Source organism: Proteus sp. G4380, assembly GCF_963885725.1.
In the GTDB taxonomy this organism is placed as follows: Bacteria; Pseudomonadota; Gammaproteobacteria; order Enterobacterales; family Enterobacteriaceae; genus Proteus; species Proteus mirabilis.
On the sequence record NZ_CAWPAV010000089.1, the window covers coordinates 32,279 to 56,180 of the forward strand.

Genomic DNA, 23,902 nt, shown 5'->3' on the forward strand with positions numbered 1-23,902 from the left:
TTAACGTTGTTTTTAAAAACAATTGGAATAAATTTTGAACCGCATATTGTAACGGATCTCAGCGCGGGTTTATAGCATTTATATACAATTGTCTATCGGATTATTGTGCTCATAACAGCGCGCTGCCCAATACAACCATAAAATGACTTATCTATCGCGATTAGCAAGGCCAAATATGCTCCACCAGCAGTTGTGCATTGCGCTGTCCTCTAAATTCATTGACGTCTAATCGGTAAGCAAGCTCAACCGTTTTAATACTGTTATCCGGCCATATATTAACATCAACATTAAATGCAATAGCATCAATCATTACATGGCTATTTATCGGTTGAAGCATCATTTTTAAATGTTTGCTTCCCACAATACGTTGCTGTAGTAAGGTGAATTTGCCATCGAAAAGTGGCTCAGGAAAGGCTTGTCCCCAAGGCCCTGCTTCTCTTAACATTTCCGCAATAGGTAAAGATAACTGACTGTCGCTTAACTCGCCGTCTGTTAAAATCACGCCTTGTAATTGTTCAGCAGAAACTAATTCCGCCATAAGTGCCGAAAAGTGACGCTGAAAAAGTGGAAATTTATCTTCTTCCAGAGATAGTCCTGCCGCCATCGCATGGCCACCAAACTTCACCATTAATCCCGGATTTAACGTATTCAAACGTTCTAATGCATCTCGCAAGTGTACACCATGAATAGAGCGTCCGGAGCCTTTTAGTAAACCATCACCGCTTGGGGCAAAAGCAATCACTGGGCGATGTAGTTTTTCTTTAATTCGTGAAGCGAGAATGCCAACCACACCTTGATGCCACTGAGGATGATAAATAGCTAATCCATTCGGTAAGTCATCTTGTGTGGTGATAAATTGGCGAAAAATTGTCGATGCTTCTTCTTGCATTCCCGCTTCTATTTCACGACGAGTCTGATTTAATCCATCCAGTTCATTGGCAATTTCACGGGCGACACCAATATCATTAGTTAACAGTAAAGCAACGCCAACAGACATATCATCAAGACGCCCTGCCGCATTAAGTCTTGGCCCTAATGCAAAACCTAAGTCACTGCTGACTAATTGTGACAACGTTTTACGTGAAACTTCCGTCAAGGCTTTGATCCCTGCACAGCAACGTCCTGCACGAATACGGCGTAATCCCTCATAAACAAAAATACGATTATTTTCATCAAGAGGAACCACATCAGCAACCGTGCCTAATGCGACTAAATCAAGGTAATCGGCCATATTGGGGCGAGCTAATCCCTGTGCTGTAAACCAACCTTGTTTTTCTAATTCAGCTCTTAATGCGGTCATTAAATAGAAAGTGACACCGACACCCGCTAATGATTTCGACAAAAAGGCACAATCCGCTAAATTAGGATTGATAATTGCATCAGCTTGAGGAAGGGAGTGCCCCGGCAAATGGTGATCAGTAACCAATACACGGATACCATATTCATGAGCAACATCAACACCTTCAAAAGAGGAGATCCCATTATCAACCGTAATAATCAGATCTACGCCTTTCTTCGCCACATCATGAACCACTTGAGGGCTAAGTCCATAACCATCATCAAAACGATTAGGAATATGGTAACTTACTTGCTGAAATCCCATTTGCCGTAACGCTTTAATAGCAAGAGCTGTACTGGTTGCCCCGTCGGCATCAAAATCCCCTACAATAACGATCCGCGATTGCAGCTTTAATGCCTCAACTAATAAAGAGATAGCAACATCAATACCGTTTAAATCTTGATAATGCAATAAGCCCTTTAACGAGCGCTCGAGCTGAGTTTCAGAGGTAATACCTCGATTGGCATAAATTTGCCGTAATAAGGGATCGAGGCTTTCTGGCAATGCTGTTGCTTTCGCCACACGCCGACGTAATGTCGGTTCAATAGTAACCATAAAACGCTATCACTTCTCTTTTTTATTTAATAATTCAAGTAGATTAGTCGCCGATATATATCCGCCATAAATACTCGCATCAGGTAATACAATCGCAGGCGTACCTTGAATGCCCATCATAGTGCCAAGTTTAAAGTGCTCATTGATATTAATTTTTTTACAGTCATCAATCGCAATAATTTTGTCACCTTTAAACGCACTATCGAGTGATTTTTTAGGAAAACCGCTACACCATACGGCATTCATCTGTTGACTGACCACATTATTTTTCACCCCGTTACGAGGAAAAGCCAAATAACGTACCGTGACACCTTGTTTATTTAGCTCTGGTACTTCTTGATGCAATTTTTGGCAATAAGGGCAACTAATATCGGTAAAAACCGTGATCACATATTTTTCATTAGCAGCCTTATAAACAATCATTTCATTTTTCAGTGAATCAATTTTTTTCATGATCACTTGATTAGCGATACTAACAGGCTCCTCACCATTAATATTATAAATCGGCCCTGCTGTAAGGTATTTCCCATCATCAGTAATATAAAAAATGCCTTTATCAGAAAGCACTGCATTTAAACCCACTATCGGTGTCGGTTGAATGCTCTCTGCTTTTATCTGCATTTTTGCCAGTTGCGCTTTAATAGCAGCGTTATCTGCAAACACTGGCATTGACACCATACTGAATAAAATGGGTAACCAGAGTAATTTCTTTTTCATTTGAATTCCTATTTAACACCAGCCATTCGGCGGTTATCCCCTTGGGTGATGTTGCTGATGAAGCACTTTTAAGCGCTCTGTAGCAACATGGGTATAAATCTGTGTTGTAGAGAGGTCACTGTGCCCCAATAACATCTGTACAACACGCAAGTCTGCTCCATGATTTAATAGATGTGTTGCAAAGGCGTGGCGTAACACATGGGGTGATAATTTCTCTGAATCAATTCCGGCGATCACCGCGTAATGTTTTATACGATGCCAAAATGTTTGTCGCGTCATTTTTTGGCCTCTTAAGCTTGGAAACACAATATCATCGGTTTTCCCTTGCATAAGGGCTGGTCTACCATATTGCAGATATTGTTCTAACCAGTAAATAGCTTCTTCACCTAAAGGAACTAATCGTTCTTTATCGCCCTTACCTATCACACGTAACACCCCTTGCCGTAAGCTAATATCAGATAAAGACAATCCTACTAGCTCAGAAACCCGTAATCCACAGGCATAAAGAACCTCAAGCATCGCTTTGTCGCGTAATTCTATTGGCTCATCAATACAAGGAGCACTAAGTAAATTTTCTACTTGCTGTTCACTTAAGTCTTTGGGTAAACGTTTGGGTAATTTAGGTGTAGAAAGCAAAGCGCTGGGATCATCTTGGCGTAATTTCTCACGATAAAGATATTGGAAAAACCGACGTAAGGTACTTAACAGTCGTGCCGCACTGGTTGCTTTATAGCCCTCATCCAAACGAGTGGCAAGAAAAGCGTGTAAATCTAACGTCGTCACCGATAACCAATTGAGTTTTTGTGTGACCAGCCACTGGCTTAACGCCTGCAAATCTAAACGATAAGCGCTGAGTGTATTCGCAGATAACCCTTGCTCTAGCCAAATACTATCGAGAAATTGTTCTATGATAACGTCATTATCTTCTTGGTTATTATCTGTTGTCGTTTGTGTCGATAACTTGGTCTGGGTCACGGGTTTACTCTCTCTTCTTTACGTTGTTACTTGTACATTATGCCTCATAGAAAAAGTTTTCTGGTACAATAGTGACCTTTATTAGCAAAAATATCCTAAAAATCTTTATGAAAATTGGTCTATTTTACGGTTCCAGCACCTGTTATACCGAAATGGCGGCAGAGAAAATTCGTGACATTCTCGGTGAAGAGTTTATTGATCTTCATAATGTTCAAGAGTGCGATATTACTCTGATGCAAGAGTATGACATTCTTATTTTAGGTATTCCAACCTGGGACTTTGGTGAGATCCAAGAAGATTGGCTCGCAATTTGGGAAACGCTACCAACATTAGATCTCAAAGATAAACTCGTTGCTATGTATGGAATGGGGGATCAAATTGATTATGGTGAATGGTTTTTAGATGCATTAGGTATGCTCTACCACCATTTACTGCCAAGTGGTGTTAAATTTATCGGTTTTTGGCCTATTGAAGGGTATGAATTTACCAGTCCTAAACCACTTACTGATGATGGTAAACATTTTGTCGGGCTCGCATTAGATGAGGTGAATCAATTTGAAGAAAGTGATGAACGTTTATCACAGTGGTGTATGCAAATTTTACGAGAAATAGAAGAAAACTTGTAAATCGCAATCAATCTATTGCTTCAGGTTATCTACCGCAAGGTAACACTTTTAACCTTAGTCAATCAGTAAGCATTCTAACGGTTTATATACATACCCAGAATTAAATATCTGGGTATTGCATCAGCAGTTGTGAAAAATTTCGCCACTCATTTTCCGGCATACTATCAAAAGCAACCCATAGCGTGATTTGCTTATTATTTAAGATAGAATCTAACGTTATTTTTGCACCAAATCGGCTGATCCACGGTTGTTTTGCAATCTGCCATTCATGATATTTCCATTGAATACGATTGCCATTAAGCAGCACTAAATCCCCTTTCCTTTTATTGATATTTTTTTGGCTAAAATACCAACCTAATATAAGTAAAAGTAACAAAGGAACCCAGATATAAATAAAGCCAGGTGGCCAAGGATATAACAGCAATGCTATTTCAAAAATAACGTAAACACTAGTTGAAAATAACTGTGTAAACCAAGAAACTGTTAAATGTGATTTCCATAAAGTCACGAGTGATATTAGCTCCTGCTTTAATATCTTATTATTACAACAAGATATCGTCGTCGTTTTTTAATAGCATAACTGATTTTTGTAAAAAAAGGAGAATATAAAAAATAAAATGACGATCCTCTATTTTTTCTTTGAAATGCTACGCAAAATTATTGTCACTAAGATTTAATATTACCTCATTAAAATTTTCTATTCTTCGTTTTTTACTTACTAAAACGCCCTTATTCATTTAATGAATAAGGGCGTGATACTTAGTACTTCAGGCTTTATTTAATGCACTTGGTTTTATATTCTATTTTTATTAGTACTAATACTTATTAACAATTTCAGCCATACGAATTCTATTACGCTCTTGAATTAACTTTACCATGTAATAAAGATCTTCATCATCAGGGCGGCCGTGGTTCATCAACCAATTAAATAAATCAGGATCAGCACATTCAAGTAAACGAACAAAGAGCCTTTTGTCGTCATCAGAGAGTGTGTCGTACTCGTTTTCGAAAAAAGGCATGATAGAAATATCTAGTTCACGCATTCCACGGCGACATGCCCAATTTATTCGTGCTTTATTTTCTATATCGATAGTCATATTCTGCTCTTTAATATGTTCACTTCAAGAAATACCACTATTTCTTCCTGCCTTGATGATAGTCTTATCGCACTCTTTTTAACATCAAAATGATCACAATTTGTCGCTTTCGTCCAATAGCAACGCTTTGAAGCATCAATAAATTGTTATGCACAAAATTCTTTCTGTGCGCTGAAAATAATAATGACTTGCATTGTCTTGTGACTCTTTTACCATAAACAGTGTATCGGATTAACTACATAGCGGGTGATGTCATGACTCAAAATTCTACTCAGACAAAACGCCCTCATGCCGCAATCAATTTACCACTCACCTTGATCTCTTTAGATGATTGGTCATTGATAACTGCAACAGGGGCTGATAGTGAAAAATACTTACAAGGCCAACTAACAGCGGATATTGCCGCATTACCGACTACAGAGCACACTTTAGCCGCTCATTGTGAAGCTAAAGGGAAAATGTGGAGTACATTGCGCATTTTCCATCAACAAGCAGGATTTGCTTATATATTGCGGAAAAATGTTGCTGAAAAACAACTTACTGAGCTTAAAAAATACGCCGTATTTTCAAAAGTGACTTTTACTGAAAATACAGATGCGGTGTTATTAGGACTTGCGGGGCAAGGCGCGGCACAAGCCTTAGCGGAATTCTTCCCTGAGATCCCCCGTAAAGCCAATGAAGTGGTTAATCACCAAAATAGCTACTTACTGCAACTCCCGTTACCTACAGAGCGCTTTTTAATTGTTACAGATGAAGAGACTGCCAAAAAACTAGCCACGACATTGCCCGCAGAAACCAGTGATAGTGACCAGTGGTTAGCCCTTGATATCGAGGCGGGTTATCCCATTATTGATACCCCTAATATCGAACAATTCTTACCACAAGCGACTAACTTACAAGCATTACCATTAAGTATTTGCTTTAAAAAAGGTTGCTATACAGGTCAAGAAATGGTGTCTCGTGCCAAATTCAGAGGCGCAAATAAACGTGCTATGTATCTGTTATCAGGTGGCGCAGCACAATTGCCCGACATTGGCGGTAGCGTTGAGTGGCAATTAGGTGAAGATAAATGGCGCAAAACAGGCACGGTATTAAGTGCGGTTCGTATGGCCGATAACACGATTATCGCCGAAGTGGTGATGAATAATGATATGGATGCTGACAGCGTATTTCGTGTCCAAGGTGATACCACCAGCCGCTTAACGATTAAACCTTTGCCTTACTCTTTAGAAGATGAGTGATAGCACTTCCATATGAACGGATTTTTATGACACAACAAACTAATGGGGCTTTTGGCCCCTTTTCAGATACCATCAATTTTATTATTGAACTCGATAAACTCAAACGCGTTTACCGCAAAAATAATGTATTAGACAATAGCCGTGCTGAAAATACCGCTGAGCATAGTTGGCACTTTGCTGTTGCAGCAATGAGTTTTCAACCTTATGCCGGTGATATTGATATAGGTAGAGCGATCCAGCTGGCTTTAGTGCATGATATTGTCGAAATCGATGCTGGTGATGTGATGGTTTATGATGTTGCCGCTCGTGAAGCGATTAAAGAGCAAGAGCAAAAAGCAGCCAGACGTATTTTTTCGTTGTTACCTGCACCACAAAGTGAATATTTTCTTAATCTCTGGCTTGAATATGATGCAGCACAAACCCCTGAGTCACAATTTGCCAATATTTTAGATCGCGCAATGCCAATGTTAATGAATCTACATAACGAAGGGCAAAGCTGGGTTGAAAATAATATCCGTTTAGAACAAGTGATTGCACGAAATCTATTTATCGAAAAACAGTGGCCAGAATTTTGGCAATACCTCTATCCTCAATTACTAGAGGCTCAGAAAAAAGGCTGGTTAAAATAATTTTTTGCTGTTCATTTGATACTGACCAAAAAAATACCGAAGGTAGATTTTGAATTTACCCTCGGTATTTTATTTAGTAATAGCGCTAAATTAACCTTTACTCATAATCACTTATTGGCGCACAAGAACAATGCAAATGACGATCACCATAAACATCATCAAGGCGTTTTACTGCCGGCCAATATTTATTGCGTTTCGTTGCTTCACTTGGGAATACCGCACATTCACGGCTATAGCTATGTGACCATTCTTGCACTAATTCATACTGTGTATGTGGTGCATTCACTAGCGGATTATCATCAATCGGCCATACCCCGTCATCGACTTGTGCAATTTCAGCACGAATCGAGAGTAACGCATCAATAAAGCGGTCAATTTCAACTTTGCTTTCAGATTCTGTTGGCTCAATCATTAATGTCCCCGCAACAGGGAATGACATGGTTGGCGCATGGAAGCCGTAATCAATTAGACGCTTCGCCACATCCATTTCACTGATACCATAGTTAGCTTTGAGTGGACGAATATCAATAATACATTCATGGGCAACATAACCTTCCGCCCCAGAATAGAGGATGTCATAGTCATCTTTTAAGCGTTGAGCAATATAGTTAGCATTTAAAATCGCTACTTGGCTCGCTTGTTTAAGCCCTTCTGAGCCCATCATACGGATGTACATCCAGCTAATAGGTAATATTGAGGCACTACCAAATTGTGCTGCTGACACGGCACCTTGGGTCGTAACACCGTCCATTTCCACGACACTATGTCCAGGTACAAATGGCGCTAAATGTGCTTTTACGCCAATAGGTCCCATACCTGGGCCACCACCGCCATGGGGGATACAGAAAGTTTTATGTAAGTTTAAGTGTGATACATCAGAGCCGATAAAGCCTGGGGTCGTGATCCCCACTTGCGCATTCATATTGGCGCCATCAAGATAAACCTGTCCGCCATATTGATGAATGATCTCACAAACTTCACGTATACCCTCTTCATAAACACCGTGAGTTGAAGGATAAGTCACCATCACACAAGAAAGCTCAGCTTGGTGCTTCTCTGCTTTCGCTTTTAAGTCTGCAATGTCGATATTACCATTTTCATCACACCCCACGACAACCACCGTCATACCCGCCATATGGGCTGATGCAGGGTTTGTACCATGGGCTGAGCTTGGAATTAAACAGATATGGCGATTTCCTTCTCCTCGGCTTTGATGGTAACGACGAATAGCTAACAATCCAGCATACTCCCCTTGCGCCCCTGAGTTAGGTTGCATACACATCGCATCATAACCCGTTATGGCAGCCAACCAATTAGATAGCTGCTCAATCATTATCTGGTAGCCTTGCGCTTGATAAGGTGGGCAGAATGGGTGCATTTCGGTAAATTCAGGCCATGTGATCGGCAGCATTTCAGCCGCAGCATTAAGCTTCATAGTACATGAGCCTAACGGGATCATTGCTTGGTTAAGCGCTAAATCTTTATTTTCTAAACGATGCATATAGCGCATCATTTCAGTTTCACTGTGATAAAGATGGAAGTTTTCATGGGTTAACACCGCATCTTTACGCAACATTGCCGTTGGAATTGAGGTCGATGAAGAAGCTACCAATGCATCTAATGTATCAATGTCATCAGAGAAAGCTTTACCACTGATAATCTCAATCAATCTGACAACATCTTCGCGAGTCGTCACTTCACTTAAAGTGACACCTACTGCGCCAACAATATCGGTTCGTAAGTTAATTTCAGCATCTTTAGCACGTTGTAATACACCCGCTTTATCCGCTGTTTCAACGGTTAAAGTATCAAACCATGTCTGATGGCGTAATGTCATGCCATTTTGAATTAAACCCGCGGCTAAAATATCCGTTAAGCGATGAATACGCTGAGCAATATTTTTTAGACCTTCAGGCCCATGATATACCGCATACATGGCAGCAATATTGGCCAGTAATACCTGTGAAGTACAAATATTCGAGTTAGCTTTTTCACGGCGAATATGCTGTTCACGAGTTTGCATTGCCATACGTAACGCTCTGTTACCTGCAGCATCACGCGAGACACCGATAATACGTCCTGGCATGGCTCGTTTATATTCATCTCGACAGGCAAAGAAAGCAGCATGTGGACCACCATATCCCATTGGCACCCCAAAGCGTTGGGCTGAGCCTAATACAATATCCGCTCCTTGTTGCCCTGGAGCCGTTAATAACACCAGTGCCATTAGATCAGCCGCTACACTGGTAATAATTTTTCGCGTTTTTAGTTCACTAATGAGCTGACTATAATCATGAATTTCACCGGTTGTGCCGACTTGCTGTAATAGCACACCAAAGACACCTTCTAGCTCTAACACTTTTTCAGCTTTATCGACAATCACTTCAAAACCAAAGGTGTTAGCTCGGGTTTTTACTACATCTAGTGTTTGGGGATGAATATCATCAGCGACAAAAAAACGCTCCGCATTTTTTAGTTTACTAACACGTTTTGCCATTGCCATAGCTTCAGCGGCAGCAGTAGCTTCATCTAATAGCGAAGCAGAGGCTAAATCCATGCCGGTATAATCAATGGTTACTTGTTGAAAGTTAAGTAATGATTCAAGACGCCCTTGAGAAACTTCTGGCTGATAAGGAGTATAAGCGGTATACCAACCTGGATTTTCTAGCAAATTACGTAAAATAACAGGAGGCAATACAGAAGGCGCATATCCCATACCGATATAAGAGGTAAAACGTTTATTTTTACGGGCTATCGCTTTTAGTTCTGCTAATGCTTCTTGTTCAGTAGCCCCCCCTCCGACATTAGGCGGCGTTGCTAATTGGATATTATCGGGAACAATCTTTTGTGTTAATTCATTTAATGAGGAGATGCCAACAACATCAAGCATCTCTTTAATCTGTTCTGGCGATGAGCCAATATGGCGACGAATAAATTCATCACGATATTCTAATTGAGTTAAAGTTTGTGTCATTGCGGGTAATTCCTGAATTCACAATAAATGGATAAGCTGTTTTTACTGATTTGAAAATAGGCTGATAAATAAAAACGCCCCGACTTTTTAATGACGAGGCGTTTATTTTTACTCTTCGTTTTCAACTAACTCTTGGTAGCCAGCCGCATCAAGGAGATCGTTTAATTCGCTTTCATCTTTTGCTTTTATGCGAAATAACCATCCATCCCCATAAGGATCACTATTAACCAGCTCTGGTGAACCATCCAACTCCTCATTTACTGCAATAATTTCGCCAGATAATGGGGCATAAATATCTGATGCAGCTTTTACTGATTCAGCCACAGCACAATCATCCCCAAGATCAACTTCACTGCCTACATCAGGAAGATCAACAAACACCATATCACCTAACAACTCTTGAGCATGTTCAGTGATGCCGATAGTGTATTCGCCATTGCCTTCAGAACGGATCCACTCATGAGATTGCGCATATTTTAATTCACTAGGTATTTGACTCATTGACCGTACTCTCCATTTAAAATAATAATGCTTTATACCAATGCTTTACCTGAACGAACAAAACCAGGTTTTACCACCTCTACCGGTATTTCACGATTACGCAATAAAACAATTGCGCTATCTTTAATACCTGCGGGTACTCTGGCTAATGCAATACTAAAGCCCAATGTCGGTGAAAATGTGCCACTAGTAATAACGCCTTCTCTTAATTCACCTAAATCATCGGTAAAGTGCACGGCACTACCTGCACGTAACACCCCTTTTTCTCGCATCACCAGACCAACCAGTTTATCTGTGCCTGTTGCGCGTAATTTTTCTAATGCTTCTCTACCAATAAATTGACGATCTTCGGGTAACCAGGCAATCGTCCATCCCATATTAGCCTCAAGAGGATTAATAGTTTCATCCATCTCTTGACCATAAAGATCCATACCCGCTTCTAAACGTAAAGTGTCTCGAGCACCTAACCCCGCGGGCTTAACCCCCACTGCTAATAACTTTTGCCAATAATCAACAGCTTGCTCTTTTGGCATGGCGATTTCATAACCTGCTTCACCGGTATAACCTGTCGTCGCGACGAAGAGATCATCAAGTTGTACGCCATAGAAAGGCTTCATCGCTGCCACTATTTGGCGATGCGATTCACTTAATAAACGCTGTACTTTTTCTTGTGCGTGAGGGCCTTGTACTGCAATTAATGCTAAATCATCACGTACTTGAATATCGACGACATAATCTTTGGCATGCTCAGTGATCCACGCTAAATCTTTTTCGCGGGTTGCGGAGTTAACCACCAGACGATAGAAAGTCTCATCAAAGTAGTAAACAATCAGATCGTCAATCACACCACCAGACGCATTTAGCATACCAGTATAAAGTGCTTTGCCTTTTTCGGTGAGTTTAGCGACATCATTCGCTAATAGATAACGTAGAAAGTCTTTAACTTGCGGGCCATGTAAATCAACAATCGTCATGTGAGATACATCAAACATACCTGCATCTTGACGCACATTATGGTGTTCATCAATTTGAGAGCCATAATGCAGTGGCATCATCCAACCATGAAAATCAACCATACGAGCACCACAGGCGACGTGCTCATCATATAACGGAGTCTGTTTTGCCATTCTTCCCTCTTTCTATTTTTAGTTTAGATGATCCAGAGAACGCAATTTGTTAAATATAAAATTAAACTTGATTAAAAATCAGCGTGTTAATTACAAGCTTAAGTTTATTTTTAAACATTATTTTAACAAATGTGAGCAATTAACGTACAACGCAAACGATACCTTTACTTTGAACTTATCACTAAGAGAAAAAATAAACCATAAGTTAAAATAGGGTATTACCTCTACCAATCATAATGTAGAGAAATAAGTATGCAGAATGAATGATTGTAATTATGCGTATCAGCCCTCATTTTTAGTGAATAATGACTAAAAAAAGGGGAGCAATACAAAGAATAGACTGAAAAAATAGCTATTTTTAGTGTTATTTTTCCAGTCTGTTATAAAGAAAAGTAATGTGAAATGGCTGTTGAATTAGATTTTTTCAGCTGAAACAGAATTTTTATGCTTTAGCCATTCTGGTAAATCAGAAAGTCCCATCGCCTGTTCAAGTAACTTTGGTTTTACTCCTGGTAAACTATCTGCTAACGAAAGACCGATATCACGCACCCACTTTTTAATAGGGTTATTACCTTCAAATAATTCGCGGAACCCTTGCATAGTCGCTAACATGACCGCAGCGGCATGTTTACGGCGGCGCTCAAAACGTCTTAAATAGAGATACTCACCAAAATCTTTACCTTCTGCTTTTAAACGACGGATTTCACCAATTAATTCAGCAACATCCATAAAGCCAAGATTAACCCCTTGTCCAGCTAAAGGGTGGATGGTATGCGCGGCATCACCTAATAGCGCTAACCGTGGAGCGGCAAATTGACGTGCATAGCGCCCCGTTAATGGAATTGTCATACGTTCACTGACTAATTCACACTGGCCTAAGCACATATCAAAAGTAACACCTAGCGTACGTTCAAATCGCGTTTTATCTGCACTCTTATAATCTTCAGCCAATGAGCTAGGTAGCGACCACACAATAGAACAAGTATGAGGATCTGCAAGAGGTAAAAAGGCTAAAATCCCCTCACCATGAAACACTTGGCGCGCCACATTATCATGGGGTTGTTCTGTGCGTATGGTTGCGACTAAAGCGTGATGTTCATAATCCCAAAAAGTCAGTGGAATATCAGCATTTTTACGCAACCAAGAATTCGCACCATCGGCGCCAACAACCAGCCTAGCGGTTAACATTTCGCCGTCATTTAAACTGATAAAGGCTTCATTTTCTCCCCACACAATGCGTTCAATTTGAGCAGGGGAATAACAGGTAATATCACTATGACTGGTGACCTTTTGCCACAGCACTTCACGAATAAGATGATTTTCAATAATAGTGCCAAGATGAGATAACCCTTCTTGTTGCGCTGAAAACGCAATACGTCCAAAACTATCTTGATCCCATACTTCCATACCTTGATAAGGGGCTGTACGTAATGCCGTTAAGTTTTCCCATACCCCCAATTTCTTGAGTAATAACTCACTGGCAGTATTAATCGCAGATACCCGTAATGCAAAATCATCTTGCGGATGGAAATGCGTGGTTACTGGGTGATTTTCTATTATCGCTATACGTAATCCACAGCCATGTAATCCGCAGGCTAATGCAAGCCCGACCATTCCACCACCAGCAATAACAACATCAAATGATTTCATAATAAAAGTATCCTAAAAAGCAATTATGCTCAGTTTGTCCAACCTAATGTTTGGTGTGCTAATTTGTTACGAAGTGCAGGCACTAATTCCATCGTCATTAAGCCTAGATTACGGGAGATAATTAACGGCATACAACGATTCGCAAACACTTTCACTAAGCCATCAGTGATCGTGATAGTACTTTCTCTATCCTGTTCGCGAAGCTGTTGATATTGTGATAATACGCGATAACTGCCGATATCAAGACCTGATTGTATGGCCGAGGTTAATGTATTGGCTAATGTCATTACATCGCGTAAACCAAGATTAAAACCTTGCCCTGCAATAGGGTGCAAGGTTTGAGATGCATTACCTATCAATGCTAAACGATGGCTGATCATTTGCTGTGCTTTTTGCAAAACTAATGGATAGCAATGACGCTGCCCTACTTGTTCAATCTTACCCAAACGCCAGCCAAAATCCCGTTGTAACTGTGCAATGGTTGTTTGATCATCCCATTGTGAAACTTGCTCTAATTTTTCAATAGGATGGCACCACACCAATGAACTACGCCCTTCGCTCATGGGTAACATTGCTAATGGACCAAATTGTGTAAATCGCTCAAATGCACAACCTTTGGGATCAATCTCTGTTTTTACATTGGCGATCACCGCAACTTGATGATAAGGCGTTTTCTGCCATTGAATATGACATTGATGACCAATGGGTGAATGTGTACCATCTGCGGCAACCAGTAAATCACCGCTAAGTTGCGTACCATCATCAAGTGTCACTTCAACGTTATCGAGATGGCGCTGAACATGCTCCACTTTAGCGGGACAATATAGCGTAATATTGGGTTGTTTTTTCAACTGTGCAAACAGTTGACGCCCCGCATCATGTAATTCAATAACATAACCGAGTGCGTCAATATCGTAGTCCTGTGCATTTATGTTCACAAAACCGCAATGGCCTCTATCAGAAACATGAACGTGATTAATAGGTGTCACAAAGGGTTTTAAGACCGACCATAATCCGATTTGTGCTAATCGCTTTGCTGTGCCATGCGCTAAAGCGATCGCTCTAGCATCGAATCCGGGATGCCCATTATCTGGCTCTCGCGCTTCAATAAGCGAAATGGAAATATTACCCTTATTTAATGCAGAAAGTGCTAGTGCTAACGTTGCACCCGCCATTCCACCACCCACAATAATCACATTCATGCTGATTTTAGCCTTAAATTTTTCCTGCCATCAGAGCTTCAATTTCATCAGGATCTTTAACAACCATAGCCGTTAAATTTTCATTACCTGTTTCAGTAATAACAATGTCATCTTCAATGCGAATACCAATACCACGATACTCTTGTGGTACATCCGCATCTGGCGCAATGTAAAGTCCTGGTTCAATAGTCAATACCATACCCGGCTCTAAGATACGATCACGATCGGTGCCATAGTGTCCAACATCATGAACATCAAGACCTAACCAGTGACTTAAGCTATGCATAAAGAAGCGCTGATAGGCTTTTGTCTCAATGAGGTGTTCGATATCACCGTGCATAATGCCGAGCTTAACTAAGCCTTCCACCATGATATACACGACATGTTTAGTGACTTCTTTGATGCTTGTACCCGGTTTATACAATTCGAGGGATACATTGAGTGATTTTAAAACAATCTCGTAAATTTCACGTTGTTGACGGCTAAATTTACCATTAACAGGGAAAGTTCGCGTAATATCACCCGCATAACCTTCATATTCACAGCCTGCATCAATAAGGACTAAATCCCCATCACGCATTTTAGTTTCATTTTCAGTATAATGTAAGATACAACCGTTCTCACCACTACCGACAATACTGTTATAGGAAGGGAAACGCGCACCATGAGAGATAAACTCATGTTCAATTTCCCCTTGTAATTGATACTCATACATACCTGGCTGACATTTTTGCATTGCACGAGTATGGGCTAACGCAGAAATTTTTCCGGCTTTGCGCAGTAATTCAATTTCAGCATCAGATTTAAATAACCGCAGTTCGTGCACTATTGGGCGCCAATCAATAAGCGTTTGTGGCGCTTTTAAATTACGGCGAGAGCCTTTTCTTAAGGTATCCAGAGCATTAAAGACGATTTCATCGGCAAACGCATATTCACCTTGGGCATGATAAACAATATCCAATCCATTGAGTAATTGATAAAGTTGCTCACCTACATCTTCGTAAGGTAGCGCTTTATCAACACCTAATTTTTCAGGGGCAGCTTCTTGCCCAAGACGACGACCAAACCAGATTTCCGCGGTTAAATCTCTAACCCGATTAAACAGTACGCTATGATTATGTGTTTCATCACTTTTAATCAACACAAGGATAGCTTCTGGCTCACTAAATCCGGTGAGATACAAGAAGTCACTATGTTGGCGATAGGGATATTCACTATCAGCATTGCGTTGTGCTTCTGGCGCAGCAAAAAAGATAGCTGCACTTGCTGGTTTCATCTGAGCTAATAATGCCTGACGACGGGATAAAAATTCTTGCTTATTCATACCCACTCCTATCCTTTATTGATCTTTTGGTTATCTAATTAATAAGGCAATTATTAATGTAATGTCCGTTGTTCATCTTGTTTATCATTTTCTGTTGTTGTCTCTTTTGAGGCGACAAAAGTGATATAGCACAGCTGAACAGAGACTTTGACATATTCTGTAACTTCTTCGAGTGCATCTTCAAGCTCTTGTTGATTTTCATCTTCTTCATAGCCTAATGCACCAATATTACGCAAATCAGTGATAACTTCCGTCAACTCTTTATGCTCAGATAACTTAGATTGTGCAACACCTAATCCTAATAGAAAATGATTAACCCACCCTGCAAGGGCATCAGCTCGAGGAAAAACAGATTCTGTATCGTCAGGTAACAGCATAGAAAAATTAAATACGCTGTCATCAAGTTGCTCATGAGTGACGTGATAAAGTGATTCAAGGGGTTCTGATAACGATTTAGGGAACGCTAAGCCCTCATTAGTCAGTTCATGTAACAAAGTTTTCCAACTATTGTCATGTACTGCTCCACAAATAAACCCAGTAATTAAGCCATGCATCTCTGCGGCAGTTAAAGGCACGGCATGTTGTTGTAATAATGAATCAATTGCTGAGTAATCTGGTAATGTGTTTTGTATTGACATAAGAATAAACGTCGCATTTAGGGGAATAGTTCAAGATATGCTACCATCAATAGAACGCACTGTACCAGTTAAGCTATGTTAAACATTGGAATTTTTGCAGTAATAGCGTTTAATACTGCCTTATAACCGTATACACTACTAAACACGTAGCACAGATTTTATGTCAGGAAGGAATCATGTCCGCACAACCCGTTGATCTTCAAATTTTTGGGCGCTCATTACGTGTCAATTGCCCACCAGAACAAAAAGATGCTTTACTGGCTTCTGCTGCTGAACTTGAACAACGATTACAAGATCTCAAAGAACGCAGTGGTGTTTCCAATACTGAGCACTTAATTTTTATCGTGGCATTAAATATGAGTCATGAGTTGGCAGAAGAAAAGTTAAAAACGAGAGACTATGCCTACAATATGGAAGAGAAAATAAAAATGCTACAACAATCTATTGAACAAGCTTTACACGATCAAGGCAAGCACCATGATCGCACTTTTTCAACATCAAAGTAGATTTGTTCAGAAAGCATGCGCACACCACGAAATTAACAGATAATAGGTTGCTTTCTACAATTAAAATAATACAATAGTTCATAGATAAGGTGCTTAACAGCACCCACCTAATTTCTCTGAGATGTTCGTCAGTGGGTAAGTCCCCTGAGCCGATATTTCAAAAAAAATAGAATGTGGTGATCTATTACTTGTGAGCATACCTGATTCGTTCAGGCAGCCTAATGGTGATAGCACTATGTTCACCTTGAACCACGGGTTCAAGGGTTACAGCCTACAACGGCATCTTGGAGACCCCAATTCAAGTTCTAAACACTGAGTACTGATTAAGTATTTAATGTTTAGAGCTTTTTTTATTTCTTTTTCCCCTAGCTTTCTTAGCTTTTCTCTTTTTTACCTCTAAAGTGTAATAAATTCATAGAAGTGATATATTTTTATTCATACTAATTCCTTGCTGATGGATTAATCATGACACAACCCCCTGTTTTCCAGCAAAGAGATCAGATACGTAAAGCTATCCGCCAAAAACGCCGTCAACTTACTGTGGCACAGCAGCAAGATGCTGCACATAAACTCTCTGCACGGGTACTCCATCATCCCAAAGTCAAGCAAGCTAAAACAATTGCCTTATTTCTCTCTTTTGACGGCGAGATTGATACTACTCCCCTAATCACTCATTTATGGGATTTAAATAAACAGGTTTGTCTGCCCGTATTACACCCTTTTCGTCGCCATCATTTACTTTTTTTACGTTACGCTCCCACCACGCAGTTAGTGAAAAATCGTTTTAATATTTTTGAACCTCCACTCAATGTGAATAACATTATTCCAATATCTGATATTGATATTATCTTTACGCCACTGGTTGCCTTCGATGAAAGCGGTCAACGACTCGGTATGGGCGGAGGTTTTTATGATAGAACATTAGAAAATTGGCAACGGCAGTCATTTTATCCTATGGGACTTGCTCATACATGCCAACAAGTTCATTCGTTACCGAGCGCAGATTGGGATATACCGTTACCTGAAATTATTACACCTGATAAAGTATGGCGTTTTAATGAACAACTGATACAGAGAAATTAAGACGAGCTTTTAACGCTATCTTTGTTTTTTTATATTATTATCTTATTTTATAAGGTTAAATCTCTATTTTTAACCACATTGTATTTAATATGAAAAATAGAGAAAGTACGAAATTTATAAAAAGCATTACTATCATTCTTAATCTTTCGGGAAAACAATTAGATAATACAAAACCAAACATTAATAAATACGATGATACTATCGCATCATTAGAAAAAAAACATGCTTTTAAACTAAAGAAAAAAAACATTCATTATATTTTTAAAAAACAATTACACTACCCTATGATTTTTTTAGATCGTTCTAAAAATATATTTATTCTTTTAAAATATAACAATAATGAATTTCTAATTTATAATCTACAAACTGACAATATGGAGACATGGAATAAAGAGAGATTAATAAATAACAGTATAAATCACTATTACTATCTGGACTTTGCAGAAAAGCATTTTTTTGATATCACTTGGTTTGTCCCAACCTTTATGAAATATCGTATATTATTTCAAAGTGTATTATTTTACTCGTTAATTCTTCAACTGCTAGCACTTGCCTCCCCGATTATTACGCAAATAATTAAGGATAAGGTAATTATCCATCAAGCCCTATCCACGCTTGATGTGTTAATAATAGGTCTTATTTTTGTCGCCGTTTCAGAATCTGTATTAAAGGGGATAAGAGAGTATATTTATCATCATACAGCAAATAAAATTGATATGTTGCTAAGTTTGAAATTAACTAACCATTTATTCAAACTTCCTATCAGTTATTTTAAATCTCGCCAAACAGGTATTATTGTTACACGAGTAAAAGAGCTTGATATCATTCGAGAGTTTATAACAAAAACCTTATTAATGTTATTGGTTGATTTCTCATTTATCTTTATTTTCCTATTTGTTATGGCTTATTTGTCATTAAAGTTAACATTAATCTTTCTTGCCACCATCCCACTCTATTTTATCTTAGCTAAATTAATTGCCCCTAAAATAGAAAAAACCGTACAACAGCTTTATCAATATTCAGCAACAAATAGTGCTTTTTTAACAGAAACCCTAGGAGGTATAGAAACAATAAAAAGCCTTTCATTAGAACCACGTTTTACACAACAGTGGCATACGCAAATCCATCAACTGACTAATGAAAATTTAAAATTACAAAATATTGATAACTTATCGCAATACATTGTTTCATTTTTACAAAAAATAACGACAGCGATACTTTTATGTCTAGGTGCTTTTGAAGTCATTTCACTTGCAATGACAATAGGTCAACTCATTGCTTTTAATATGCTATTAAACCACTGTCTACAACCTTTAAGTTCTGCTATAGAAGTTTGGGGAAAGTATATCCGAGCCAAAACGGCTATTTATAATTTACAAGACATTCTTAATCTCCCAATAGAGCAAGAAAAAGCCAATAAGAAAATGACCTTACAAGGTGAAGTGAGTTTTGAGAATGTCAGTTTTAGTTATCAACATGATGCCCCCCCTGTTGTAAGGCAAATTTCATTTAGAATAAATAAATATGAAACTATTGGTATCGTCGGGACGTCTGGATCAGGGAAAAGTACATTAGCGCGCATCATCGCAGGGCTTTATATCCCACAATTAGGTCAAGTTAAGCTTGATGGCATTCCGGTTTGTGAAATTCCCCCCGCAGTATTACGTCAACAAATAGGTTTTGTCTTACAAGAGAATTTTTTATTTCATTTAACCGTGCTCGACAATATCCGTTTAACGCAGCCATCAGCCTCATTAGATGAGGTTATTCATGTAGCTAAATTAGCAGGTGCTCATGAGTTTATTTTAAAACTTCCTTTAGGGTACGACACACTCATTGCTGAAAATGGCAGATCTTTATCTGGGGGACAATGCCAACGTATTGCAATTGCTAGAGCCTTACTCTCATCTCCTAAAATTTTAATTTTTGATGAAGCTACCAGCGCATTGGATGGTGAGTCTCAAGCCATCATCGAAAAAAATCTTCCCCTTATTACCCAAGATAAGACCGTCATTATGATTGCTCATCGCCTTTCCACAATAAAAAACTGTGACCGCATTATTGTATTAGAAAAAGGCCAGATAATTGAAGAAGGCAAACATAATGAATTGATTAGAAAAGATGGCGCTTATAAGAAACTTTGGCAACATCAACAAGGATAACAATGATGAAATCAAAAATAAAACAAATGATTGCTCACTACTTTAAAACTAAAAAAGAGCCTAAAAACTATGATTTTTACCCTAATCATATCGCCGTACTTGAGAAACCGCCGACACCTTATAGTCGTATTATTGCAATAATAATTTCATTAAGTGTGATTATATTTTTACTCTGGGCATATATAGGTAAATTAGATGTGCTTTCTTCAGCTATAGGAAAATTAGTGGTTTCAGGTTATTCGCAACAAATTCAAATTTATGAACATAGTCGCTTAAGCGCCATTCATGTAAAAAATGGCCAACAAGTTACCAAAGGAGAAGCGTTATTAACACTTGATATTTTAGGTGTTGATGAGGAGATTAATAATCTAAAAAATAAGATAGAAAATCTATTATTACTAAAAATTCGTTATCAAGCATTAGGTCAAAACACCCGACCTGATGCAATTGATGATTTTAATTTACTAAATAAAGAAAAAAAAGAAGCGATTCTATTAAGTTATCAAAAAGAAAAGGATGAATTTGATGCTAGTATTAATCACATTAACTCTGAAATAGAAACCAACAATAAAAACAAGCTTCTTACTCACCAAGAAATCAATTCATTAAATGAATTAAAAAACAATATTGAAAAACGTTTTAATATAAAGAAAAAACTCTATGATAAAAAAATCATTAGTACCATGGAGTTTTTAGAAAATAAAAAGGAGTTATTAGAAATTAATCAAATCATTAAAAGAAAATCATCAGAACTGGTTATTTTATCCAGTCAAGAGCAACAATATATAAAAAATCGCGATAGATTAGAAAAACAAAAACACCTAGAGTGGCATGACAAATTTAAACAATATGAAAGCGAAGTTTTTATTTATCAACAAAATCTTTATCATGTTCAGAAACGTCAACAATTAAAAATTGTTCGTTCTCCTGTTACAGGTACAGTACAACAACTCGCTGTTCATACCCTAGGAGCCGTATTGCAACCTTCACAAGCGGTGATGGTGATAGTGCCCGATACTCAGCATAATGTTGCTGAGGTGAATATTCTCAATAAAGATATTGGTTTTATCTATCCGGGTCAAAAAGCGGTGATTAAAATTGATGCTTTTCCTTATACCCGTTATGGCACCATTGAAGGTACCATTGTCAATATAGCAAAAGATTCCATACAACATGAACAATTAGGCTTAGTTTATCCTGTCCTGATTGAACTTGATAAGCAAGTGATGGGTGAAGATGAAGCACAATATAAACTGGCTACAGGTATGTCTTTAGTTGCCGATATAAAAATTGAAAAACGTCGAGTGATTGATTATTTACTCAGTCCAATAGAAGTTTATCAACATGAAGCATTAAGAGAAAAATAATAGCGAGATATCTATGAACTATATAACTGAAAATACGCCATCTCTTCATCCTTCAATTATTGATGGGCTTATTTATTTTTCAAAAAAGAATAAAGGAACATTAAAAAAAGAGCAGCTTATTCATTTTTTAGGTAATGACGACAATCTCTCTGAATTAAATATCATAGAAGCCGCTCAACAACTCAATTTAAAATGCGAATTTTCATTTTTTAATAGTGAAAGTGAGTATAAAGATAAAATAATTATTGATACACTTATCGAAATTAATGGTTATTGGTATATTATAAAAAATAGAACAAGTGATAAATTAATTATTATTGACCCAAGCACTAACACAGAGAGTCATTATCATATTGATAAAAAAATTACTTATACCACACTGCTAATTATTAATAAGATATTTACCCCTAAACAGAGCAAGTTTAGCTTAATGTGGTGCATTCCATCACTATTAAAACAAAAAAAATCATTATATTTAATTTTTATTTTATCTTGTTTTATTCAATTATTTGCTTTAGTTAATCCAATTATTTTTGAAAAAATTATTGATAAAGTATTAACAGGGAGAAGCCTCTCTAATTTGCAAGTTTTAGGGGTACTCCTCGTGCTGCTTGCTATTATAGAGCCTATCTATCTTTTATTACGAGATAAACTTTATGCTTTTGTTTCTTGTACCCTAGGTGCCGAATTCTCAGGGAAAATTTATCAACACCTCATTCGGCTACCCAGTCAGTTTTTTAATCAACGTCAATCTGGCCAAATTATTGCTCGTATTCAAGAGCTTGCTCATATTCGCCAGTTTATTACTGGCTCTGCGTTGATGATGGTACTGGATTTTATTTTTATTATCGTATTTCTTTCAGTAATGTTTGCTTATTCCGTATTATTAACTTGGATAACCATAGCAGCATTAGTCGTTTACTTTTTATTTTGGCTGATACTTGGCCCCATGATCCGTTATTGGGTTGAACAAGAGTATCAAGCAAATGCTGATAATACGAGCTTATTAACAGAGGCTATTAATGGTATAGAAACCATAAAAATAACAGCAACAGAACATCAATTTATTGAAAAGTGGCAATATAAACTCACTAATTATATCCTTAAGCGTTTTTCAGCGGCCCAAAAAGCGTTATTTGCTCAGCAATTAATTGGGGCTATTCATAAAATTACTATGGCAATTATCTTGTGGCATGGTGTTAATCTGATTATGAAAGCGCAATTAAGTGTGGGAGAATTAGTGGCTTTTAATATGTTTGCCACCCATATTACACAACCTATTTTACGTTTAGCCCAACTTTGGCAAGATGTTCAACAAACAGGCATCTCTATACGTCGTATTGGCGAGATCGTTAATACTCCCACAGAGCATCAACATCAAGGACTTGCTACTGTACCTAATATTGCAGGAAGTATAGTATTTTCTCATGTACGCTTTCGTTATACAGCCAATACTCCAGATGTGATTGAGCAACTCTCTTTTTCGATCCCCGCGGGCAAATTTATTGGTATTACAGGCCCCTCTGGTTCAGGAAAAAGTACTATCACACGTTTAATTCAACGTTTTTATACTCCTCAACAAGGCCAGATTTATATTGATGGTATGGATCTCGCCATTGCCAATCCCCTTACTTTACGCCAATCAATTAGTGTTGTTTTACAAGATAATTTTTTATTTAGTGGCACTATTATGGAAAATATTCGGTTATCAAAACCCGATTGTAGTGAAGAAGATATTATTGAAGCGAGTAAATTAGCCGGCGCTTTTCATTTTATTACTCAACTCCCTGAGGGATTTAATACACAAGTAGGTGAAAGAGGTAGTAATTTGTCAGGAGGACAGCGTCAGCGTATTGCGCTAGCAAGAGCACTTTTACCTGATCCACGAATTCTTATTTTAGATGAGGCAACATCGGCGTTAGATTATGCCTCAGAAGCGGAAATTTTAGCCAATCTTCCGGCTATTTGTAAAAATAGAACGGTAATTTGTATTGCTCACCGACTTAATGCTATTTCTATTTCAGATTATATTTATGTTATTGATAAAGGTCGTATATTAGAAGAAGGTACACATAGCGATTTATTAAATAAGAAAACACTTTATCAGCAATTGTGGCAACAACAGACACAGCAATAAACCGTGATAACTAATGAACCATAAAAATAAAGGCTCTAATTATTGAGCCTTT

Annotated in this window: 20 protein-coding genes and 1 other RNA gene; 9 read left to right on the top strand and 12 right to left on the bottom strand. The window is 38.2% G+C overall.

Features of this window, described 5'->3' with window-relative positions; all coding sequences use genetic code 11:
• Positions 1-160: 160 nt before the first annotated feature.
• From recJ to xerD, 3 genes are read right to left on the bottom strand one after another with little or no spacing between them, the layout of a single operon-like run.
• Entirely contained in the window at positions 161-1,894 is a 1,734-nt protein-coding gene (gene recJ, locus AACU98_RS07620; protein WP_004244029.1) for a single-stranded-DNA-specific exonuclease RecJ, read from the bottom strand.
• Between the two features lie 9 nt (positions 1,895-1,903).
• Entirely contained in the window at positions 1,904-2,611 is a 708-nt protein-coding gene (gene dsbC / locus AACU98_RS07625; RefSeq protein WP_004244030.1) for a bifunctional protein-disulfide isomerase/oxidoreductase DsbC, read from the bottom strand.
• Positions 2,612-2,644: 33 nt separating this feature from the next.
• The gene (gene xerD, locus AACU98_RS07630; protein ID WP_004244032.1) at positions 2,645-3,586 is read right to left on the bottom strand and encodes a site-specific tyrosine recombinase XerD; all 942 of its coding nucleotides are present in this window, start codon (positions 3,584-3,586) and stop codon (positions 2,645-2,647) included.
• Positions 3,587-3,693: 107 nt separating this feature from the next.
• Here xerD and fldB point away from each other — a divergent pair, with 107 nt between their 5' ends.
• Positions 3,694-4,212 (top strand): flavodoxin FldB, encoded by a 519-nt coding sequence (gene fldB, locus AACU98_RS07635; RefSeq protein WP_004244033.1) that lies wholly within the window; start codon positions 3,694-3,696, stop codon positions 4,210-4,212.
• Between the two features lie 100 nt (positions 4,213-4,312).
• Here fldB and AACU98_RS07640 read toward each other — a convergent pair whose 3' ends face one another.
• Positions 4,313-4,720, bottom strand: coding sequence for a protein YgfX (locus AACU98_RS07640; protein ID WP_004244035.1), 408 nt, complete (start codon positions 4,718-4,720; stop codon positions 4,313-4,315).
• A gap of 307 nt (positions 4,721-5,027) precedes the next feature.
• Positions 5,028-5,303: an FAD assembly factor SdhE gene (gene sdhE, locus AACU98_RS07645; protein ID WP_026090407.1), complete on the bottom strand. Its 276-nt coding sequence runs from the start codon at positions 5,301-5,303 to the stop codon at positions 5,028-5,030.
• Positions 5,304-5,563: 260 nt separating this feature from the next.
• Between sdhE and ygfZ the strand changes: the two genes are divergently transcribed.
• Together ygfZ and AACU98_RS07655 are read left to right on the top strand one after the other, a co-directional pair.
• Complete coding sequence (gene ygfZ, locus AACU98_RS07650) at positions 5,564-6,550, top strand: tRNA-modifying protein YgfZ (protein ID WP_004248524.1); 987 nt, start codon at positions 5,564-5,566, stop codon at positions 6,548-6,550.
• Positions 6,551-6,576: 26 nt separating this feature from the next.
• Complete coding sequence (locus AACU98_RS07655) at positions 6,577-7,179, top strand: HD domain-containing protein (protein WP_004248526.1); 603 nt, start codon at positions 6,577-6,579, stop codon at positions 7,177-7,179.
• Between the two features lie 97 nt (positions 7,180-7,276).
• Here AACU98_RS07655 and gcvP read toward each other — a convergent pair whose 3' ends face one another.
• The 7 genes from gcvP to AACU98_RS07690 all read right to left on the bottom strand — a co-directional run bounded on the left by gcvP (position 7,277) and on the right by AACU98_RS07690 (position 16,595).
• Complete coding sequence (gene gcvP, locus AACU98_RS07660; RefSeq protein ID WP_004248527.1) at positions 7,277-10,153, bottom strand: aminomethyl-transferring glycine dehydrogenase; 2,877 nt, start codon at positions 10,151-10,153, stop codon at positions 7,277-7,279.
• 108 nt (positions 10,154-10,261) lie between these two features.
• Entirely contained in the window at positions 10,262-10,654 is a 393-nt protein-coding gene (gene gcvH, locus AACU98_RS07665) for a glycine cleavage system protein GcvH (protein WP_004248528.1), read from the bottom strand.
• Between the two features lie 32 nt (positions 10,655-10,686).
• Positions 10,687-11,781 (bottom strand): glycine cleavage system aminomethyltransferase GcvT, encoded by a 1,095-nt coding sequence (gene gcvT / locus AACU98_RS07670; protein ID WP_004244043.1) that lies wholly within the window; start codon positions 11,779-11,781, stop codon positions 10,687-10,689.
• Positions 11,782-12,195: 414 nt separating this feature from the next.
• Positions 12,196-13,431: an FAD-dependent 2-octaprenylphenol hydroxylase gene (gene ubiI / locus AACU98_RS07675; protein ID WP_004248529.1), complete on the bottom strand. Its 1,236-nt coding sequence runs from the start codon at positions 13,429-13,431 to the stop codon at positions 12,196-12,198.
• Between the two features lie 29 nt (positions 13,432-13,460).
• On the bottom strand, positions 13,461-14,633 hold the full coding sequence (gene ubiH, locus AACU98_RS07680; RefSeq protein ID WP_004244045.1) for a 2-octaprenyl-6-methoxyphenyl hydroxylase: 1,173 nt from the start codon (positions 14,631-14,633) through the stop codon (positions 13,461-13,463).
• Between the two features lie 13 nt (positions 14,634-14,646).
• Complete coding sequence (gene pepP, locus AACU98_RS07685) at positions 14,647-15,957, bottom strand: Xaa-Pro aminopeptidase (RefSeq protein WP_004244046.1); 1,311 nt, start codon at positions 15,955-15,957, stop codon at positions 14,647-14,649.
• Positions 15,958-16,010: 53 nt separating this feature from the next.
• Positions 16,011-16,595 carry a YecA/YgfB family protein gene (locus AACU98_RS07690; RefSeq protein ID WP_074561488.1) on the bottom strand — a complete coding sequence of 195 codons (585 nt, stop codon included), beginning with the start codon at positions 16,593-16,595 and terminating at the stop codon, positions 16,011-16,013.
• A gap of 176 nt (positions 16,596-16,771) precedes the next feature.
• On the opposite strand from AACU98_RS07690, the gene zapA reads away from it, so the two are divergent.
• The 6 genes from zapA (at position 16,772) to AACU98_RS07720 (ending at position 23,850) form a co-directional block, all read left to right on the top strand.
• Positions 16,772-17,101 carry a cell division protein ZapA gene (gene zapA, locus AACU98_RS07695; protein ID WP_004244048.1) on the top strand — a complete coding sequence of 110 codons (330 nt, stop codon included), beginning with the start codon at positions 16,772-16,774 and terminating at the stop codon, positions 17,099-17,101.
• A 110-nt stretch (positions 17,102-17,211) separates the two neighbouring features.
• A non-coding RNA gene (gene ssrS, locus AACU98_RS07700) (6S RNA) lies at positions 17,212-17,396 on the top strand.
• A 170-nt stretch (positions 17,397-17,566) separates the two neighbouring features.
• Positions 17,567-18,184 (top strand): 5-formyltetrahydrofolate cyclo-ligase, encoded by a 618-nt coding sequence (locus AACU98_RS07705; RefSeq protein WP_063215829.1) that lies wholly within the window; start codon positions 17,567-17,569, stop codon positions 18,182-18,184.
• An 89-nt stretch (positions 18,185-18,273) separates the two neighbouring features.
• Complete coding sequence (locus AACU98_RS07710) at positions 18,274-20,346, top strand: peptidase domain-containing ABC transporter (protein WP_161735777.1); 2,073 nt, start codon at positions 18,274-18,276, stop codon at positions 20,344-20,346.
• Positions 20,347-20,351: 5 nt separating this feature from the next.
• Entirely contained in the window at positions 20,352-21,713 is a 1,362-nt protein-coding gene (locus tag AACU98_RS07715) for an HlyD family type I secretion periplasmic adaptor subunit (protein WP_065424183.1), read from the top strand.
• A 13-nt stretch (positions 21,714-21,726) separates the two neighbouring features.
• Positions 21,727-23,850 carry a type I secretion system permease/ATPase gene (locus AACU98_RS07720; protein ID WP_161735779.1) on the top strand — a complete coding sequence of 708 codons (2,124 nt, stop codon included), beginning with the start codon at positions 21,727-21,729 and terminating at the stop codon, positions 23,848-23,850.
• The last annotated feature ends 52 nt before the right edge of the window (positions 23,851-23,902 follow it).

Bases quoted from the DNA above. Each gene is read 5' to 3' on its own strand.
- recJ (WP_004244029.1), bottom strand. From the start codon at position 1,894: ATGGTTACTATTGAACCGACATTACGTCGGCGTGTGGCGAAAGCAACA.
- dsbC (WP_004244030.1), bottom strand. From the start codon at position 2,611: ATGAAAAAGAAATTACTCTGGTTACCCATTTTATTCAGTATGGTGTCA.
- fldB (WP_004244033.1), top strand. From the start codon at position 3,694: ATGAAAATTGGTCTATTTTACGGTTCCAGCACCTGTTATACCGAAATG.
- ygfZ (WP_004248524.1), top strand. From the start codon at position 5,564: ATGACTCAAAATTCTACTCAGACAAAACGCCCTCATGCCGCAATCAAT.
- AACU98_RS07655 (WP_004248526.1), top strand. From the start codon at position 6,577: ATGACACAACAAACTAATGGGGCTTTTGGCCCCTTTTCAGATACCATC.
- gcvP (WP_004248527.1), bottom strand. From the start codon at position 10,153: ATGACACAAACTTTAACTCAATTAGAATATCGTGATGAATTTATTCGT.
- gcvH (WP_004248528.1), bottom strand. From the start codon at position 10,654: ATGAGTCAAATACCTAGTGAATTAAAATATGCGCAATCTCATGAGTGG.
- gcvT (WP_004244043.1), bottom strand. From the start codon at position 11,781: ATGGCAAAACAGACTCCGTTATATGATGAGCACGTCGCCTGTGGTGCT.
- ubiI (WP_004248529.1), bottom strand. From the start codon at position 13,431: ATGAAATCATTTGATGTTGTTATTGCTGGTGGTGGAATGGTCGGGCTT.
- ubiH (WP_004244045.1), bottom strand. From the start codon at position 14,633: ATGAATGTGATTATTGTGGGTGGTGGAATGGCGGGTGCAACGTTAGCA.
- pepP (WP_004244046.1), bottom strand. From the start codon at position 15,957: ATGAATAAGCAAGAATTTTTATCCCGTCGTCAGGCATTATTAGCTCAG.
- AACU98_RS07690 (WP_074561488.1), bottom strand. From the start codon at position 16,595: ATGTCAATACAAAACACATTACCAGATTACTCAGCAATTGATTCATTA.
- zapA (WP_004244048.1), top strand. From the start codon at position 16,772: ATGTCCGCACAACCCGTTGATCTTCAAATTTTTGGGCGCTCATTACGT.
- AACU98_RS07705 (WP_063215829.1), top strand. From the start codon at position 17,567: ATGACACAACCCCCTGTTTTCCAGCAAAGAGATCAGATACGTAAAGCT.
- AACU98_RS07710 (WP_161735777.1), top strand. From the start codon at position 18,274: ATGAAAAATAGAGAAAGTACGAAATTTATAAAAAGCATTACTATCATT.
- AACU98_RS07715 (WP_065424183.1), top strand. From the start codon at position 20,352: ATGAAATCAAAAATAAAACAAATGATTGCTCACTACTTTAAAACTAAA.
- AACU98_RS07720 (WP_161735779.1), top strand. From the start codon at position 21,727: ATGAACTATATAACTGAAAATACGCCATCTCTTCATCCTTCAATTATT.